This window comes from Streptomyces filamentosus (genome assembly GCF_014654895.1).
Taxonomy (GTDB): domain Bacteria; phylum Actinomycetota; class Actinomycetes; order Streptomycetales; family Streptomycetaceae; genus Streptomyces; species Streptomyces filamentosus.
Genome location: NZ_BNBE01000004.1, coordinates 1,093,821 through 1,110,542 on the forward strand (window position 1 = coordinate 1,093,821; position 16,722 = coordinate 1,110,542).

The 16,722-nt window shown below is 75.0% G+C and carries 16 protein-coding genes and 1 pseudogene; 4 read left to right on the top strand and 13 right to left on the bottom strand.

Annotation, left to right across the window (positions count from 1 at the left end; all coding sequences use genetic code 11):
* Positions 1-31: 31 nt before the first annotated feature.
* Positions 32-529 (top strand): hypothetical protein, encoded by a 498-nt coding sequence (locus IE326_RS38725; protein ID WP_190044907.1) that lies wholly within the window; start codon positions 32-34, stop codon positions 527-529.
* A gap of 24 nt (positions 530-553) precedes the next feature.
* Here the strand turns inward: IE326_RS38725 and IE326_RS38730 are convergent, their stop codons facing one another.
* From IE326_RS38730 to IE326_RS38745, 4 genes and pseudogenes are all read right to left on the bottom strand, one after another.
* Positions 554-1,750: an MFS transporter gene (locus IE326_RS38730; RefSeq protein WP_190044908.1), complete on the bottom strand. Its 1,197-nt coding sequence runs from the start codon at positions 1,748-1,750 to the stop codon at positions 554-556.
* A gap of 128 nt (positions 1,751-1,878) precedes the next feature.
* Positions 1,879-2,172: a hypothetical protein gene (locus IE326_RS38735; protein WP_150234692.1), complete on the bottom strand. Its 294-nt coding sequence runs from the start codon at positions 2,170-2,172 to the stop codon at positions 1,879-1,881.
* Between the two features lie 109 nt (positions 2,173-2,281).
* The gene (locus IE326_RS38740) at positions 2,282-2,500 is read right to left on the bottom strand and encodes a hypothetical protein (protein ID WP_150234694.1); all 219 of its coding nucleotides are present in this window, start codon (positions 2,498-2,500) and stop codon (positions 2,282-2,284) included.
* 457 nt (positions 2,501-2,957) lie between these two features.
* Positions 2,958-3,323 (bottom strand): annotated as a pseudogene (locus tag IE326_RS38745) (winged helix-turn-helix transcriptional regulator); the annotation flags it as partial.
* A gap of 89 nt (positions 3,324-3,412) precedes the next feature.
* Here IE326_RS38745 and IE326_RS38750 point away from each other — a divergent pair.
* The 3 genes from IE326_RS38750 to IE326_RS38760 all read left to right on the top strand — a co-directional run bounded on the left by IE326_RS38750 (position 3,413) and on the right by IE326_RS38760 (position 7,991).
* A complete protein-coding gene (locus IE326_RS38750) occupies positions 3,413-4,624 on the top strand; it encodes a pyridoxal phosphate-dependent aminotransferase (protein ID WP_150234699.1) in 1,212 nt (403 codons plus the stop codon).
* A gap of 192 nt (positions 4,625-4,816) precedes the next feature.
* A complete protein-coding gene (locus tag IE326_RS38755; RefSeq protein ID WP_190044909.1) occupies positions 4,817-6,361 on the top strand; it encodes a FadD3 family acyl-CoA ligase in 1,545 nt (514 codons plus the stop codon).
* Positions 6,362-6,374: 13 nt separating this feature from the next.
* Positions 6,375-7,991, top strand: a complete 1,617-nt coding sequence (locus tag IE326_RS38760) for a flavin-containing monooxygenase (RefSeq protein ID WP_190044910.1) — start codon at positions 6,375-6,377, stop codon at positions 7,989-7,991.
* A gap of 89 nt (positions 7,992-8,080) precedes the next feature.
* Here the strand turns inward: IE326_RS38760 and IE326_RS38765 are convergent, their stop codons facing one another.
* The 9 genes from IE326_RS38765 to hsaA all read right to left on the bottom strand — a co-directional run bounded on the left by IE326_RS38765 (position 8,081) and on the right by hsaA (position 16,611).
* The gene (locus tag IE326_RS38765; RefSeq protein ID WP_190044911.1) at positions 8,081-8,989 is read right to left on the bottom strand and encodes an alpha/beta hydrolase; all 909 of its coding nucleotides are present in this window, start codon (positions 8,987-8,989) and stop codon (positions 8,081-8,083) included.
* Positions 8,986-9,750 carry a glucose 1-dehydrogenase gene (locus tag IE326_RS38770; RefSeq protein WP_190044912.1) on the bottom strand — a complete coding sequence of 255 codons (765 nt, stop codon included), beginning with the start codon at positions 9,748-9,750 and terminating at the stop codon, positions 8,986-8,988. Before IE326_RS38770 ends, IE326_RS38765 begins: the two co-directional genes overlap by 4 nt.
* On the bottom strand, positions 9,750-10,562 hold the full coding sequence (locus IE326_RS38775; RefSeq protein ID WP_190044913.1) for a glucose 1-dehydrogenase: 813 nt from the start codon (positions 10,560-10,562) through the stop codon (positions 9,750-9,752). The genes IE326_RS38770 and IE326_RS38775 overlap by 1 nt, the downstream gene beginning before the upstream one ends.
* The gene (locus tag IE326_RS38780; protein ID WP_190044914.1) at positions 10,559-12,235 is read right to left on the bottom strand and encodes an FAD-dependent oxidoreductase; all 1,677 of its coding nucleotides are present in this window, start codon (positions 12,233-12,235) and stop codon (positions 10,559-10,561) included. Before IE326_RS38780 ends, IE326_RS38775 begins: the two co-directional genes overlap by 4 nt.
* A gap of 23 nt (positions 12,236-12,258) precedes the next feature.
* Positions 12,259-13,128 (bottom strand): MaoC/PaaZ C-terminal domain-containing protein, encoded by an 870-nt coding sequence (locus tag IE326_RS38785; protein ID WP_190044915.1) that lies wholly within the window; start codon positions 13,126-13,128, stop codon positions 12,259-12,261.
* Positions 13,128-13,610, bottom strand: coding sequence for a flavin reductase family protein (locus IE326_RS38790; RefSeq protein WP_190044916.1), 483 nt, complete (start codon positions 13,608-13,610; stop codon positions 13,128-13,130). The genes IE326_RS38785 and IE326_RS38790 overlap by 1 nt, the downstream gene beginning before the upstream one ends.
* Positions 13,598-14,491, bottom strand: coding sequence for a VOC family protein (locus IE326_RS38795; protein WP_190044917.1), 894 nt, complete (start codon positions 14,489-14,491; stop codon positions 13,598-13,600). The genes IE326_RS38790 and IE326_RS38795 overlap by 13 nt, the downstream gene beginning before the upstream one ends.
* 70 nt (positions 14,492-14,561) lie before the next feature.
* On the bottom strand, positions 14,562-15,431 hold the full coding sequence (gene hsaD / locus IE326_RS38800) for a 4,5:9,10-diseco-3-hydroxy-5,9,17-trioxoandrosta-1(10),2-diene-4-oate hydrolase (RefSeq protein ID WP_150234718.1): 870 nt from the start codon (positions 15,429-15,431) through the stop codon (positions 14,562-14,564).
* Between the two features lie 13 nt (positions 15,432-15,444).
* Positions 15,445-16,611, bottom strand: a complete 1,167-nt coding sequence (hsaA, locus tag IE326_RS38805; RefSeq protein ID WP_190044918.1) for a 3-hydroxy-9,10-secoandrosta-1,3,5(10)-triene-9,17-dione monooxygenase oxygenase subunit — start codon at positions 16,609-16,611, stop codon at positions 15,445-15,447.
* Positions 16,612-16,722 lie beyond the last annotated feature (111 nt).

Genomic DNA, 16,722 nt, shown 5'->3' on the forward strand with positions numbered 1-16,722 from the left:
CGGCCCGGACACCCGAGGGACGGTGAGCACGATGGACGGCTCAGGCCCAGCCCCCGACGACCTCCTGTCACTGCTGGACGTCTCCCTGCACACGGAGGAACGGGGGCGCATCGGGGTGCCCCTGGAGGACGGGGCCGAGCCGCTGGTCGTCGCGGAGGGCACGGTGGTGAGCCTGGGACTGACCTTCCGGCTCGGCGACGCTGTCGACGGACTGGTCTTCGAGGAGGAGCACACCCGGGACGGCCGGGTGGTCGACCGCACCCGGACCGTGCTCGGCGGCTTCCGGCGCGGCGGCCCGTACGAGGTGTGGCTGCCGCCCCGGCGGCTGCCGATCGGCCGGGCGCACTGCGGTCTCTACCGGGTCGGCGGGCGCCTGACGGACGGCTCGGGCCGGGAGCTGGCCAGGACCGGCCACCGCCTCCGCCTGGTCCACGTGGGCGCGACACCCCCGCCCCGCCCGACGACCCCGCCCCGCCCGGCACCCCCGTCCCGCCCGGCGCCCCTGACTCGTCCGGCCCCCGGCGCCTGATCCGGCCCCGCGGCCGGGGTGGTCTCACCCTCCGGGGGTGCCGGTGCGGGCCCTGCGCAGCAGGTAGGCGCCGGCGGAGGCGACCAGGACCAGCATGCAGGCGATGAACACCAGGCCCGCGCCCTCCAGGCCGAGGGGGTCGGCCAGCAGGCCGACGCCGATGACGGGGATCGAGATGCCCGTGTAGGCGACCACGAAGAGGGACGAGATGACGGCGGCCCGCCGGTCGGGGGGCGAGGCGGCGGCGACGGCGGCGAGCGCGGCCCGGAAGGCGAGGCCCTGCCCGGTGCCGCCCACGAGGGCGGCCAGGACGACGAAGGCGAGCAGGTCGGTGGCGAGGGCGCAGCCGAGGAGGACCAGCCCGGCGAAGAGGACGGCGCAGCCGAGCGGGAGGGAGCGGGCGGGGCCGACCCGACCCGCGGCGACCTGCCCGGCGGTGGAGGCGAAGAAGGCGAGGGCGACGACGAGGCCGGTGACGGCGTGGTTGTCGACGTGCAGGTGGCGGACCAGGAAGGCGGGGCTGACGGAGGTGAAGACGCCGAAGAGGGCGAAGCCCGCGAAGGAGGCGACGGCCGCCGGCACGAAGACGGCCCGGACGCGGGCGGGCAGCGCGGGTTTCCCGGGCCGTACGGCGCGGAGGGGGCGGCGGTCCGCGACCGTCTCGGGCAGCCACTGGAGGACCAGGGCGGAGAGGGCGACGAGGCCGAGGTGGACGGCGAAGGGCAGCAGCAGCGGCTCGGGGGCGTACTCGGCGAGCAGTCCGGCGAGGAGGGGGCCGCAGCCCAGTCCGCCCATGTTGGCGGCCGTGGCGACGAGGGTGGCGCGGGCGGCGCCGCCGGGCGGGGCCAGTTCCATGACGTACGCGGTGGCGGCGCCGGTGAAGAGGCCGGCCGAGAGGCCGGACAGCAGCCGGCCCGCGTACAGCCAGCCCAGGCCCTCGGCGAGGAGGAAGCAGACGGCGCTCGCCGCGGCGAAGCCCAGGCCCCAGCGCAGGGCGGGGCGCCGGCCGAGGGTGTCGGAGGCGTTGCCCGCCAGGAGCAGTACGCCGATGACGCCGAAGGCGTACACCGCGTAGACCACGGTGACGGTGAGTTCGGAGAAGCCGAACTCCTCCTGGTAGAGGGGGTAGAGCGGGGTCGGGAGCGTGGTGCCGGCCATGCACACCGCGAACACCGCTCCGCCGAGCAGACACCGCGTCCATCCGCGTCGATCACCGGGCATGCCGGCGACCGTAACCCGCCCGCCGTCGCCGGCCCGTCCCGCCACGGCCGCGCGCCGGGCCGGCCACACCCCTGGCCGTACGCCGGTGACGGCCGTGCGCCCGGGGGCGGGCGGTGGTCAGGCCGTGTTCAGCCTTCCGCGCCGGGGACCCAGTGGTTGTGCACCTCCAGCACGCGGGGCCCCATCCGTTCTCCGTCGGGCCAGCCGAGGCCCACCGCGACGGGCATCATCTTCTCGGCGAAGACCTGCATCTTCTCCTCCGACTCCCAGACGTCGAAGATCTCCAGGCCGTTGCCGGTGGACACGCAGGCGTGGGTGACGCAGCCGTCGAAGATCTCGGGGGTCTTCTGGAGCTCGGCGTTGAGCGTGTCGTACTGGTCCGTGGTGAGTCCGTCGAGGACGGCGTGGACGAGGATCGCCATGACCCTTCCTCCTCGTGGAGCGACGGTCCGCCCCCTCACCACCAGCACATCACGCCGGGCCCGGTACGGCACCCGCTCCGGGCCCCGCGCGGCGACGTGTCGCAGGCGCCTACAGACCGAGGCCGAGGAGGGCGACCTCCAGCGGGAGCGCCGGGCGCTCCGGCAGCGGCGGCGGCTCCTCGCCCCGGCCCGCGTGGGTGGGGCGCACCGGGCGGAGCGCGGCGAGGCCGTCGGCGGCCCATCCGGCGCCGGTGGCGGGGAGGGAGAGCGTCATCCTCCGGCCGTCGGCCAGGGTCGTCTCCAGCTTGGTCGGGTCGTTCGTCCGCATGGCACCTCGCTCGGGTCGCACACGATGGATCACCGCTTCCGGGAGGAAGGACGCCCGGGCGGGCGGAAAGGTTCCCGGGAGGGATGACCCCCCGGAACGGGACGGGCACCGGCTTCTCCGCGCGCAGGGGCGCCCGGGGCCGGGACGAGGTCCGCTTCCCCCACGACGTCGGGGAGCACGACGTGCCGTGACGCGGCTCCCCTCCGGGTCCGGGTCACCGCGCCGCGCGTGTCCTCCGCCCGGTCCGGTACGGCTCCGACGCAGGGCCCGCACGGACGGCCCGGTCCGCTGCGGCCGGGGGTCCGGCCCGCGCGCCGGGCCCGGACGGCCACCGGCCCGGCGCCCGGCGGGACCCCCGCCCCGGCGGCGCACCGGCCGAACGGCGAGGGCGCGCACGGCGCCGGGGGCGCGGTGCGGGTCAGGGCGTCGGGGCGGCGTCCCCCCGGGGGTCCCCGGTGAACCAGTGGGTGCGGACCGCGTCGGTGGGGCGCGGCTCGCCGAGGGCGTCGAGGCCCCAGGCGGCCAGGGCCTCGACGACGCCGCGGAGTTCGGCCCCGCGCGGGGTGAGCTGGTAGACCGTCGCGTTCGCGGGCGGCTCCAGGCGGCGGCGTTCGACGAGTCCTTCGCCCTCCAGTTGCTTGAGCCGTCCGGCGAGGATGTCGGTGGAGACGCCCGGGAGGTCGGCGTGGAGGTCGGTGTAGCGCCGCGGGCCGCGCAGCAGTTCCCGGACGATCAGCAGGTTCCAGCGCTCCCCCACCGCGTCCAGGGCACGGGCGACGGCGCAGTACTGGTCGTAGCTTCGGCGTGGCATGGTCGCCAGCATAGCCAAAAGGTTGGACTTTCCAAGTGGGAACTTGGTAGAACAAAGCAGCCACAGCGGCACGGATGACGGTGACGGTCGGGAGGCCGCAGATGAAGTTTCGACAGTCCAGCAAGTTGAAGGACGTGTGCTACGAGATCCGTGGCCCGGTGGTCGACCAGGCCAACGCCCTGGAGGAGGCCGGGCACAGCGTGCTGCGGCTGAACACCGGCAATCCGGCGCCGTTCGGCTTCGAGGTGCCGGAGGAGATCCTCCAGGACATCATCCGCAACCTCCCCCGCGCGCACGGCTACAGCGACGCCCGCGGCATCCTGCCCGCCCGGCGCGCGGTGACGCAGTACTACCAGCAGCGGGGCGTCACGGGCGTGACCGTCGACGACGTCTACCTCGGCAACGGCGCCTCCGAACTGATCCAGATGGCCGTGCAGGCGCTGGTGGACGACGGCGACGAGGTGCTGGTCCCGGCTCCCGACTACCCGCTGTGGACGGCCGTGGTGCGGTTCGCCGGCGGCCGGGTGGTCCACTACGCGTGCGACGAGGAGGCGGACTGGTACCCCGACCTCGACGACATCGCCGCGAAGATCACCGACCGCACCAAGGCCATCGTCGTCATCAACCCCAACAACCCGACGGGCGCGGTCTATTCGAAGGAGCTCCTGGAGGGCATCCTCGAACTCGCCCGCCGGCACGGCCTGATGGTGCTCGCCGACGAGATCTACGACAAGATCCTCTACGACGGCACCGAGCACCACTGCATGGCCGCGCTCGCCGACGACGTGGTGACGCTCACCTTCAACGGCCTCTCCAAGTCCTACCGGGTGGCCGGTTACCGCAGCGGCTGGCTGGTGGTCTCCGGGCCGAAGGAGCAGGCGGCCGACTACCTGGAGGGCCTGACCATGCTGGCCGGGATGCGGCTGTGCCCGAACGTGCCGGCGCAGTACGCCGTCCAGGCCGCGCTCGGCGGGCGCCAGTCGATCCAGGACCTCACCCTGCCGACCGGCCGGCTGACCGAGCAGCGCGACGTCGCCTGGCGGGCGCTGAACGAGATCCCGGGCGTGAGCTGCGTCAAGCCCAAGGGCGCGCTGTACCTCTTCGCCCGGCTCGACCCCGACGTCCACAAGATCGTCGACGACGAGCGGCTCGTCCTCGACCTGCTGCTGCGCGAGAAGATCCACCTCGTGCAGGGCACCGGCTTCAACTGGCCCCGCCCCGACCACTTCCGCTTCGTGACGCTGCCCCGGGCCGACGAGCTGGAGACCGCGATCCACCGCATCGGCCGCTTCCTCTCCACCTACCGGCAGTAGCCGGGGCGCCCTCCCGGGGGCGCCCTCCCGGTGGGGGCCTTCCCGGTGGGCGCCCTCCCCGTGGAGCGCCTTCCCGGTGAGCGGGAAACGCCTCCTGCGCGGGGACGGCCCTCCCTGGAAGGCTCCGGTCGCTGAGCTTCCACGCCCGCGACCCGGCCGAGGGGCGGGCCACCGAGGAGGTCGTGACCGATCATGAAGGGCGTATGGACGCTGGCCCGGCTCGCGGACCGGGCGGCACAGGCGTACGGGGACGAGGAGGCCCTGGTCTCCGGCGGGGACCGCTGGAGCTTCCGGGAACTGCGCGACCGCGTGGACCGGGCGGCGCGCGCGGTGGCCGCCCGGGGGGTGCGGCCCGGCGACGCGGTCGCCGTCTGGGCGCCGAACAGCGCCCGGTGGGTGGTGGCCGCGCTCGGCGCGGTCACGGCCGGAGCTGTCCTCGTCCCCGTCAACACCCGCTACCGGGCCGCCGAGACGGCCGACATCCTGCGCCGCTCCCGGGCCCGGCTCCTCTTCACGGAGCACGACTTCCTGGGGACGGACTACCGGGCGCTGCTCGCCGAATCCGGCGAGGAACTCCCGCTCCTGGAGCGGACGGTGGCCCTGCACACGGAGGACTGGGACGCCTTCCTCGCGGGCGCCGCGCGGGTGACCCGGCAGGAGCGGCTCGCCCGCTCCGCCGCCGTCCTCCCCGGCGACCCCGCCGACGTCCTCTTCACCTCCGGAACCACCGGGCGCCCCAAGGGGGTTCCCGCCACCCACGAACAGAACCTCCGGGTGTACGACGCCTGGGCGCGGACGGTCACGCTGCGGCGCGGCGACCGCCACCTCCTGGTCAACCCCTTCTTCCACACCTTCGGCTACAAGGCGGGCGTCCTCGCCTGTCTGCTGCGCGGCGCGACGATCGTGCCCGAACCGGTCTTCGACGCGGGGACCGTCCTGCGGCGGATGGCGGACGAGCGGATCTCCGTCCTCACCGGCGCCCCCACCGTCTTCACCTCGCTGCTGCGCCACCCCGACCGGGAGGCGCACGACCTGGGCGCGATGCGGATGGCGGTGACGGGGGCGGCGAACATCCCGGCGGAGCTCATCGAGCAGATCCGCACCCGCCTCGGCGCCCGCGCGGTCAGCACCGCCTACGGGCTGACCGAGGCCACCGGCGTGGTCGCGATCTGCCCGCCGCACGAGGCGCCCGGCACCCTGGCCCGCACCTCCGGGCCCGCCCTGGAGGGCACCGAGCTGCGGGTGGACGCGCCGCCCGGCGAGCCCGGCGAGATCCTGACCCGCGGCTTCCACGTGATGCGCGGCTACCTCGACGACCCGGCGGCCACGGCCGAGGCGGTGGACGCGGACGGCTGGCTGCGCACCGGGGACGTGGGGGTCCTCGACGCGCGCGGCTTCCTGCGGATCACCGACCGGCTCAAGGACATGTACGTCGTGGGCGGGTTCAACGTCTACCCGGCCGAGGTCGAGCAGGTCCTGCGCGGCCACCCGGACGTCCTGGACGCGGCGGTCGTCGGCGCCCCCGACGGCCGGCTCGGCGAGGTCGGCGTCGCCTACTGCGTCCCGGCGGCCGGCGCCCGGCTCGATCCGGCGGAACTGACCTCGTACACCCGCGAACGGCTCGCCAACTTCAAGGCCCCGCGCGCCTTCCACGCCGTCCCCTCCCTGCCGCACAACGCGGCGGGGAAGGTCGACAAGGGCGTGCTGCGCCGCCGGGCCGCGACCACCACCAGCTGAGGAGAGCAGAAACGTGAACGACGGCACCACCAGCGCCCCGGACGTCGACGTCGTGGTCGTCGGCGCGGGGGTCACCGGACTGTACGCCGTGCACCGGCTGCGCGGGCTCGGCCTGCGGGTGCGCGGTTTCGAGCGCGGCGACGACGTCGGCGGCGTGTGGTTCTGGAACCGCTACCCCGGGGCCCGCTGCGACGTGGAGTCCGTGGACTACTCGTACTCCTTCGACGAGGAGCTCCAGCAGGAGTGGGACTGGAGCGAGAAGTACGCCGCCCAGCCCGAGATCCTGCGCTACCTCGGGCACGTCGCGGACCGCTTCGGCCTGCGCGGCGCCTACTCCTTCGGGACGTCCGTGCGCTCCGCCGAGCTGGACGAGGAGCGGCTGCTCTGGACGGTGCGGACCGACCGGGGCGAGACGGTGACCGCCCGGTTCTGCGTCTTCGCCCTCGGCTGCCTGTCCGCGACCCACGCGCCGGCGATCCCCGGCATGGCGGACTTCGCCGGGACGACGCACCACACGGGGGCGTGGCCGCACGAGGGCGTGGACTTCACCGGGCTGCGCGTCGGCGTGCTCGGGACCGGCTCCTCCGGCATCCAGGCCGTCCCCCTGATCGCCGGGCAGGCGGCGCACCTGACGGTGTTCCAGCGCAGCGCCAACTACAGCGTCCCGGCGGGCAACCGGCCGCTGGACGACGCGGAGCGGGCCCGGCAGAAGGCCGGTTACGCCGAGCGGCGGCGGCTCTCCCGGCTCAGCGGCGGCGGTTCGCCGCACGCCGCGCACCCCGCGCGGACCTTCGAGGTGCCGGAGGAGGAGCGGCGGGCCGCGTTCGAGGAGCGGTGGCGCCTCGGCGGGGTGCTGTACTCGAAGACCTTCCCCGACCAGCTCACCGACCGGGCGGCGAACGCGGCGGCGCGGGCGTTCTGGGAGGAGAAGGTCCGGGCGATGGTGGACGACCCGGCCGTGGCGGACCTGCTGGTGCCCGTCGACCATCCGATCGGCACCAAGCGGATCGTCACCGACTCCGGCTACTACGCGACGTTCAACCGGCCCGACGTGCGGCTGGTCGGGCTGCGGGAGAACCCGGTCGAGCGGATCGAGGCCCGGGGCGTGCGGCTGGCCGACGGCACGCTGGTGGAGCTGGACGCGCTCGTCCTCGCGACCGGCTTCGACGCGATGACCGGCGCCGTGGACCGGATCGAGGTCCGGGGGCGCGGCGGCCGGCCGCTGAAGGAGGCGTGGGCGGCGGGCCCGCGCACGTACCTGGGCCTGGGGACGGACGGCTTCCCCAACCTGTTCCACCTCGCCGGAGCGGGCAGTCCCTCGGTCATGGCCAACGTGGTGCTCTGCGCCGAGCAGCACGTCGACTGGCTGGCCGGCTGCCTGCGGCACCTGGAGGCGCACGGCCACCGGGCGATCGAGGCGCGGGAGGAGGCCGTCGACGGATGGGTCGCCGAGTGCCGGGACCGGGCCGCGGCCACCCTGTTCATGGAGGCGGACTCCTGGTACCTGGGGGCCAACATCCCCGGTAGGCCACGGGTTTTCATGCCGTTCGTCGGCGGCCTCGGCGTGTACGGGGAGATCATCGCGGAGGTGGCGGAGGCCGGGTACGAGGGCTTCGACCTGATCGGCTGAGCGCGACGCGAAGGGCCCCGTTCCACCGGGCGGCGGAGCGGGGCCCTTCGCGTGCGGGCCTTTCGTGCGGGGCCCTTTCGCGTGCGGGGTCAGGAGAGCGCGTCGCGCAGGACCGTGAAGGCGGTCGTGCGGGCGGCCGTCGCCTCGGGGAGGGCGGCGGCCATGGAGAGGAAGCCGTGGAACATCCCCGGGTAGTGGTGGGCCTGGACGGCGACGCCCGCCGAGGCGAGGGCGGCGGCGTACGCCGTCCCGTCGTCGCGGAGCGGGTCGAGGCCGGCGGTGACGACGTGGGCGGGCGGCAGCCCGGCCAGGTCCGCGTGGGCGAGCGGCGCGGCGTAGGGGTGGGTGCGGTCGGCGGGGTCGGGCAGGTAGGCGTCCCAGTACCAGCGCAGGTGGTCGGCGGTGAGGAAGCAGCCCTGGGCGTTCTCGCGGTGCGAGGGCCGGGAGCGCCGGGGGTCGAGCATCGGGTAGTAGAGCGCCTGGAAGGCGAGGCGGGGGCCGCCCCGGTCGCGGGCGAGGAGGGCGAGGACGGTGGCGAGGTGGGCGCCCGCGCTGTCCCCGGCGACGGCGAGCGTCCGGCCCGGGTGGGTCCGCGCCGCCCACAGCAGCGCCGTGTAGGCGTCCTCGGGGGCGGCGGGGAAGGGGTGCTCGGGGGCGCGCCGGTAGTCCACGGAGACGACGGTGGCCCCGGTGGCGGCGGCGACGGCCCGGCAGAAGTCGTCGTGCGAGTCGAGGTCGCAGAGGACGAAGCCGCCGCCGTGGCAGAAGACGACGACCGGGGCGTCCGGGTCGAGGGCGCCCCGGTAGACGCGGACGGGCACCCCGTCGGCGTCCTCGTCGGTGACGGCGGCGACGGGCGGCGGGACGGTCTCGGGCCGGGGGCGGGCGGCGAAGAAGGCCCGGACCTCGGCGATGTCGGTCATCTCCGTGCCGAGCGGCGGGAACTGTGCGGAGATCAGGTCAATGACGGCCCGGACCTCGGGGGTCGGTGGGGTCACGCGTCCGTGTCCTTTCGTTTCGGGGCCGGCATGCGGCCCGCCGACGCGCCGCCGTCGACGGCGAGTTCGGCTCCGGTGAGGTAGGAGGAGTCGTCGGAGGCGAGGAAGGCGACGAGGCGGGCCACCTCCTCGGGCTCCCCCACCCGGCCGAGCGGGGCGGCCGGGTGGGCGGTGGTGCCGAGGTGGGCGGTCATGCCGGTGGCGATGGCGCCGGGGTGGACCGAGTTGACCCGGATGCCGTCCGGGCCGAGTTCGATCGCGGCGGTCTTCGTCAGTCCGCGCAGCCCCCACTTGGCGGCGCCGTAGCCGCCGTGGCCCCAGATGCCCTGGAGGCCGGCCTGCGAGGACATGTTGACGATCGAGCCGCCGCCGGCGGCCCGCATCGCCGGGACGACGGCCCGGATGCCGAGGAAGGGGCCGACGAGGTTGACCCGCAGGAGCGCGTCGAGCCGGGCCGGGTCCTCGTCCTCGATGGGCGACGTGGTGTAGATCGCCGCGTTGTTGACGAGGACGTCGAGGCGGCCGAAGGCGTCGGCGGCGACCGCGGCGGCCGCCCGCCAGGACGCCTCGTCGGTCACGTCGTGGCGGACGAAGCGGGCGGAGTCCCCCAACTCCCGCGCGGCTAGGCGCCCTTCCTCCTCCAGGACGTCGGTGAGGACGACGCGTGCGCCGAGCGCGGCGAACAGCCGTGCCTGGGCCGCGCCGATCCCCCGGGCCGCGCCGGTGACCAGCGCGACCTTCCCGGTCAGGTCCGCGGGCATCAGGGTCCCTCCGGTCCGGTGTCGGCGGGGAGCCGGAACACCGGACCGGTGGTCCAGCCGCCGTCGACGGCGAGCTCCGCGCCGGTGACGTACGAGGCGGCGTCCGAGAGCAGGAAGACGACCGCACGGGCGACCTCCTCCGGCCCTCCGGTCCTTCCCATCGGCGCGCCGGGGAAATCGCCCCGGCCGGTGCCGATGCCGAGGTGGGCGGTCATCGGGGTGTGGATCATGCCGGGGTGGACGGAGTTGACGCGGACGCCCTCGGCGGCGAGTTCCACGGCGGCGGCCTTGGTGAGGCCGCGCACCCCCCACTTGGCCGCGCCGTAGGCGCCGGTCAGGGGCAGGCCCATGAGTCCGGCGGCGGACGAGACGTTGACGATCGCGCCGCCGCCGGCCGCCTGCAGCGCGGGGATCACGGCCCGCATGCCGAGGAAGACGCCGGTGAGGTCGACGTCGAGGACCCGGCGGAAGTCCTCGGGGGGCTGCGCCTCGACGCGGTGGGAACCGCCCGAGATCCCGGCGTTGTTGACGAGTCCGTCGACGCCGCCGAAGGCGTCGGCCGCCGCCGTCACGACGCGGTTCCAGTCGTCCTCGGAGGTGACGTCGTGGCGGAGGAAGCGGGCCGCCCCGCCCAACTCCCTTGCCGTGGAGCGGCCTTCCTCCTCCAGGACGTCGGTGAGCAGCACCCGCGCGCCGGCCGCGACGGCGGCGCGGGCGGCGGCCGCGCCGAGCCCCCGGGCGGCGCCGGTCACGACGACGGTCCTGCCCCGCAGGGCGTCCGGCGGGTGCGCGGCCGTACGGTCCCCCCTCACCGGCCCGCCCCCGTGCCCGCGATGTCGTTGACGGCGATCCAGCTGAAGGTCATCGCGGGGCCGATGGTGGCGCCGGGGCCCGGGTAGGTCTCGCCCATGACGGCGGCGGAGACGTTGCCGGAGGCGTACAGGCCGGGGATGGCGGTGCCGTCCTCGCGCAGCACGCGGGCGGTGGCGTCGGTGACGAGGCCGCCCTTGGTGCCGATGTCGCCGGGGTGGACGGGGACCGCGTGGAAGGGGCCCTTGTCCAGCGGCGCCAGGTTGGGGTTGGGGAGCGTCGGGTCGCCGTAGTAGCGGTCGTAGACGCTGTCGCCGCGGTGGAAGTCCTCGTCGCGGCCGGCGCGGGCGAAGCCGTTGAAGCGGTCGACGGTGGCGCGGAGCCGCTCGGGGGCGGCGCCGATGAGCCGGGCCAGTTCCTCCACCGTGGCGGCCTGTCTGACGAAGCCGCTCTCGCGCCACGCCTTCGGGAACGCCTGCCCGGGGAAGAGTCCGGTGAAGAGGTAGCGGGACCGGGAGGTGGCGTCGAGGATCAGCCAGGACGGTACGGCCCGGGCGCCGCCGCGCGCCTCGTGGGCGTACATCGCGTCGACGAACTCGTGGTAGGGGGCGGCCTCGTTGGCGTACCGCCGGCCCTCGGAGTCGACGATCACCATGCCGGGGATGCCCCGGTCGGCGACGAGGAAGAACGGCCTCCCGTCGGGCGGCACGACGGTCGGCGCGCCCCACACCCGGTCCATCAGGTCGAGGGCGGCGCCGAGGGCGAGGGCCGGTTCGAGGGCGTCGCCGGTCTGGCCCTCGGCGGCGGCGCTCCACGTGGTGGAGGTGGGTCCGGGGAGGTGCTTCTCGCGCAGCGCCTGGTCGTGGGAGAAGCCGCCGGAGGCGAGGACGACGCCGCCGGTGGCGCGGACGGTCGCCTCGCGGCCGCCGCGCGCGATCCGGACTCCGGCGACCCGGCCGTCCTCCTCGACGAGCCCGGTCATGGGGGCGGAGAGCCACAGGTCGCCGCCCAGCCGGTCGAGGGAGTGCCGCAGCCGGGCGACGAGGGCCTCGCCGAGGGAGAGCGACCGTCGGCCGGTGAGCAGGTCCCGGACGGCGCGGGCGCCGACCCTGGCGGCGGTCCGGCGGCCGGCCCGGGTGCGGGCGACCATGTTGAGGTGCCGGAAGTCCTGGGAGGTGATGGTGAGGCCGTACGTGGGGAGGCCGGCGCGGCGCATGGTGGCGCGTTGCTCGGGGCCGAGCCTGCGGAGGTCGAAGACCCGCGGCTCGACGGAACGGCCCCGCGGGTGGCCGCCGAGGCGCTCGGGGTAGTAGTCGGAGTAGCCGTCGGTGTACGTGAAGCGGACGGCGGTCCGGTCGTGGAACTCGCGGACCATGCGGGGCCCGTGGGTGAGGTAGGCGTCCTTGCGGTCGGCGGGGACGCGGTCGCCGACGGTGGCGTCGAGGTAGGCGCGGGCCTTCTCCGGGGTGTCGGCGAGTCCGGCCGCGTCGAGGTGGAGGTTGTTCGGCACCCAGATGGCGCCGCCGGAGAGGGCGGTGGAGCCGCCGTAGCGGTCGGTCTTCTCCACGACGAGCGCGGTGAGGCCGCGCAGCCGGGCGGTGAGGGCGGCGGCCAGGCCGGCGGAGCCGGAGCCGACCACCACCACGTCGTAGGTGTGGTCCCACGGGGTGTCCAACGCGTTCTCCTTGGAAGAGGGGGTCAGCGGCCGGTGACGAGGGCGTCGGTGAGGACGGGGGCGTCGTCGCGGTCGGCGGCGGTGGCGGTCAGCAGGTGGCCGCCGTCGGTGGACCAGAGGCGCAGCCGCAGGGTCTCGCCGGGGAAGAAGACCCCGGCGAAGCGGGTGCGGCAGCCGGTGACCGCGCCGGCGTCGCCGTCGTACAGCCGGTCGGTGACGGCCTTGACGGCCATGCCGAAGGTGCACAGTCCGTGCAGGACGGGCCGGTCGTAGCCGGCTCGGCGGGCGGTCGCGGGGTCGGCGTGCAGCGGGTTCCAGTCGCCGGTGAGCCGGTAGAGCAGGGCCTGCTGGCGGAGGGTGGGGAGTTCCAGGACGAGGTCGGGTGCCCGGTCGGGGGCGGGCGTGCGGCGGGCGGGGCCCCGGTCGCCGCCGAAGCCGCCTCCGCCGCGGACGAAGATCTCGTTGCGCTGGGTGAGGAGGGGTGCGCCGTCCTCGTCGAGGAGGACGGACTCCTGGACGACGACGGCGGCCCGGCCCTTGTCGTGGACGGCGGTGACGCGGGTGACGGCGGTGCCCCGGGCGGCGGCGGGCAGCGGGCGGTGGACGGTGATCTCCTGGCCGCCGTGGAGGACGGAGGCCAGGTCGACGTCGATGCCGGGGTGGTCGAAGACCTGGAAGCCGACGCCTCCGGTGCCGCCCGCGACCACGCCGAAGGTGGGCAGGACGGTGAGGCCCCGCTCGTGTCCCTCGTAGACGTAGCGCAGTTCGCGGGGGTCGGTCTCGCGGGCGCCCGCGCCGAGCGCCAGGTGGTAGAGGCGCACGGCGTGGGCGTCCCAGACGGCGGGGGTCCGCACCGGGGGCGCGGCGACCGCCTTCACGGGGTCGATCGGCATCAGAAGGCCCCGACGGCGTAGCGGCTGCGGTAGTAGAGCAGCGGCCGGCCGTCCTCGCCGGCGTCGAGGGCGAGGACCTGGGCGGTGACCAGGTGGTGGTCGCCCGCCTCGTACACGGAGTGCACCGCGCACTCGACGTGGGCGAGGGCGCCGTCGACGCGGACGGTGCCGTGGGCGCTCTCGTGCCAGGGCACTCCGGCGAACTTGTCGGGGCCGCTGCGGCCGAGGGCGGCGCAGGTGGCGCGCTGGTCCTCGGCGAGGATGTTGACGCAGAAGCGTCCGGCCCCCTCGATCGCCGGCCAGCTGGTGGAGGAGCGGCCCACGGCCAGCATGACGAGCGGCGGGTCGAGGGAGAGGGAGGCGAAGGACTGGCAGGCGAATCCGGCGGGCCTGCCGTCGGCGAGGGCCGCGACGACGGTGATGCCGCTGGCGAAGCGGCCCAGCACGTCCCGGAAGGCGGCGGGGTCGATCAGCCGTTCCACCGGTGGCCCCAGACGCTGTCGGCGGTGATCTCCTTGGCGACCCAGGTGGCCGGGTCCACGACGAGGCCGTCCCAGCCGTACTCGACCTGGAAGCCGCCGGGGGCCTGGGCGTAGAAGGAGACCATGCGGTCGTTGGTGTGGCGGCCGAGGCTGGAGGCGATGGGGACGCCGGCGGCGTGCATGCGGTCGAGGCCGAGGCCGACGTCGTCCAGGGTCTCCAGCTCCACCATGAAGTGGACGATGCCGGGGGGCAGCGCGCCGGGGTAGAGGCCCAGGCTGTGGTGGCGGCGGTTGGGGCTGAGGAAGTGCATCCAGTGGAAGTCGCGCTGTTCGGCGGCGGTCGGCACGGCCTGCGGCGGGAGCTTCATGGAGTCGCGGAGCTGGAAGCCGAGGAGGTCCTCGTAGAAGTCGAGGGCGGCCCCGGTGTCCGGGACGGGCAGGACGACGTGGCCGAGGCCGAGGTCGCCGGTGACGAAGCGGTTGCCGTACGGGGTGGCGAGGGGGGTGTGGTCCTGGGCCTGGCCCCAGTAGAGCTCCAGGGGGTTGCCGCAGGGGTCGGTGAGGTGGAGGAGGCCCTGGACGCGGCGTTCGGCGCACTCGGCGGCGTCGGCGGTCTTCACGGCGACGCCTGCGGCCTCCAGTTCGGCGACGGCGTCGGCGAGGGCTCGGGCGCCGGCGAGCTCCCAGCCGGCGGCGAGGAGCCGGTCGCTCCCGCCGGTGCGGATCTCGATGCGGTACGCGCGGTCGTCGAGGCGCAGCAGGAGGGCGTCGGCGGTGCTGCCGGACGCCTCCGCCATGCCGAGGAGGTCGAGGGTGTAGCGGCGCCACTCGTCGGGGCGGGTGGTCTCCAGGCGCAGGTAGCCGAGAGCGCGGATGTCCATGGGGTGCACCCTTCAGTGCGGGGAGGGATCGGAGTCCCGGTGGGGAAGGGGAAGGGGTGGGGGGCGGGGCTCAGTGGGAGAAGAAGTCGAGGGCGAGGCGGTTGAACTCGTCGGCCCGCTCGGTCTGGGCCCAGTGGCCGCAGTGGGGGAAGACGTGGAGCCGCGCGTCCGGGATGGTCTTCAGGGCGACGAGGGCGCCGTCGAGGGGGTTGACCCGGTCCTCGCGGCCCCAGGTGAGCAGGACCGGCTGGGTGAGCCGGTGGGCCTCGCGCCACAGCATGGCGGCCTCGGCCCACTCGGGGTTGGCGAAGGAGGCGCCCATGCGGGCGGTGCCGAGGCGGGTGTCGGGGTCGGTGGCGGAGGCGAAGCGTTCCTCGACGAGGGCGTCGGTGACGATCGTCCGGTCGTACGCCATCACTTCGAGGAAGGCGCGCATCTGTTCCCGGGTGGGTTCGGCGGCGGCGTTGAAGTCGAAGAGCCGCCGGATGCCCTCGGTGGGGTCGGGGGCGAAGAGGTTGACGGAGACGCCGCCGGGGCCCATGAGGAGGAGCTTTCCGGCCCGTCCGGGGTGGTCGAGGGCGAAGCGGACGGCGGCGCCGCCGCCGAGCGAGTTGCCGACGAAGTGGGCGCGTTCGATGCCGAGTTCGTCCATGAGGGCGGCGACGGCGTGCGCGCTGGCGGTGAAGTAGTCGCGGTCGAGCACGGGTTTGTCGGAGCGGCCGTAGCAGGGCTGGTCGACGAGGAGGGTGCGGAAGCGGCCGGCGAAGACCGGGAGGTTGCCGCCGAAGTTGCTCCAGCCGGAGGCACCGGGGCCGCCGCCGTGCAGCATGATCACGACGGGGGCGCCGGGCCCGCCCTCGGGGCCCGCCTCGTGGTAGTGGAGGGTGAGTCCGGCCGCCTTGGCCGTGCGGGAGGTCGACTCGTAGGTGAGGCCGGTCATCCGGGCACCCCTCTCAGGCCATGGTGTCGTGGACGGGGATGCCGAGCGCGCACTGCCCGTACATGACGAGGGCCCGCTCGGGGTCGTTGGCGGCGTGGCCGCGTCCGGTGTGGGCGTCGCGCCAGGCGCGCTGGACGGGTCCCGGGCCGGTGCGCATGGCGTTGCCGCCGGCGTTCTCCATCAGCAGGTCGACGGCGGCGACGGCGCGTTCGGTGGCGAGGACCTGGTCGCGGCGGGTGCGGACGCGCAGTTCCACGGGGAGTTCCTCGCCGCGCTCCGCGCAGGCGTACAGCTCCCGCATGTTGCGGGTGAGCTGGAGCCAGGCGGCGTCGACGTCGCTCGCGGCGCGGGCGATGCGGACCTGGGCGAAGGGGTCCTCGGCGACCTTCTGGCCGTAGCTGACGCGGAACCTTTCCCGGGTCGCGGCGGCGTAGGACTCGTAGGCGCCCTCCGCGATGCCGACGATCGGAGTGGCGATGGTGGTGGTGAAGACGGCGGCGTACGGGAGGCGGTAGAGGGGTTCGGGGTTGATCTCGTGGCCGGGCACCCGGAGGGCGGTGACCGGGCCGAAGCCGAGGGCGCGGTGCTCGGGGACGAAGGCGTCGTCCACGACGACGTCGTTGCTGCCGGTGCCGCGCAGCCCGACGGTGTCCCACACGTCGTCCACCCGGTAGTCGGCACGGGGCACGAGGAAGGTCCGCATGTCGACGGGGTTGCCGTCGGCGTCGGGGACGAGACAGCCGAGGAGCGCCCAGGAGGCGTGGTCGCAGCCGGAGGAGAAGTGCCAGCGGCCGGAGAGGCGGAAGCCGCCGTCCACGGGCGTCGCCCTGCCGGTGGGGGCGTACGAGGAGGCGATCCGGGTCTTCGGGTCCTCGCCCCACACCTCCTGCTGGGCCCGGGGGTCGTAGAGGGCGACGTGCCAGGGGTGGACGCCGAGGACGGAGGAGACCCAGCCGGTCGAGCCGCACGCCTTGGCGATCTCCTTGACCGCCGTGTAGTGGACCAGCGGGTCGGCCGCGAGGCCGCCGAAGGTCCGGGGCTGGAGCAGCTGGAAGAAGCCGGTGTCCTCCAGTTCCTTGACGGAGGCGTCGGGAACGCGCCGGAGTTCCTCGGCTTCGGCGGCGCGCTCGCGCAGACCGGGGGCGAGGTCACGGATCGCTGCCAGGACGTCTTCGGCCATGGGGCATCCCCTTTTCGGGTCGTCGCGCGGGAAGTGCCAGGACCGTACGACGGGCCGGTGCCGAGTGAAATGCGCGGCTCCCACTGAGCGGGAAGCGGGCCGCCGGGGGGC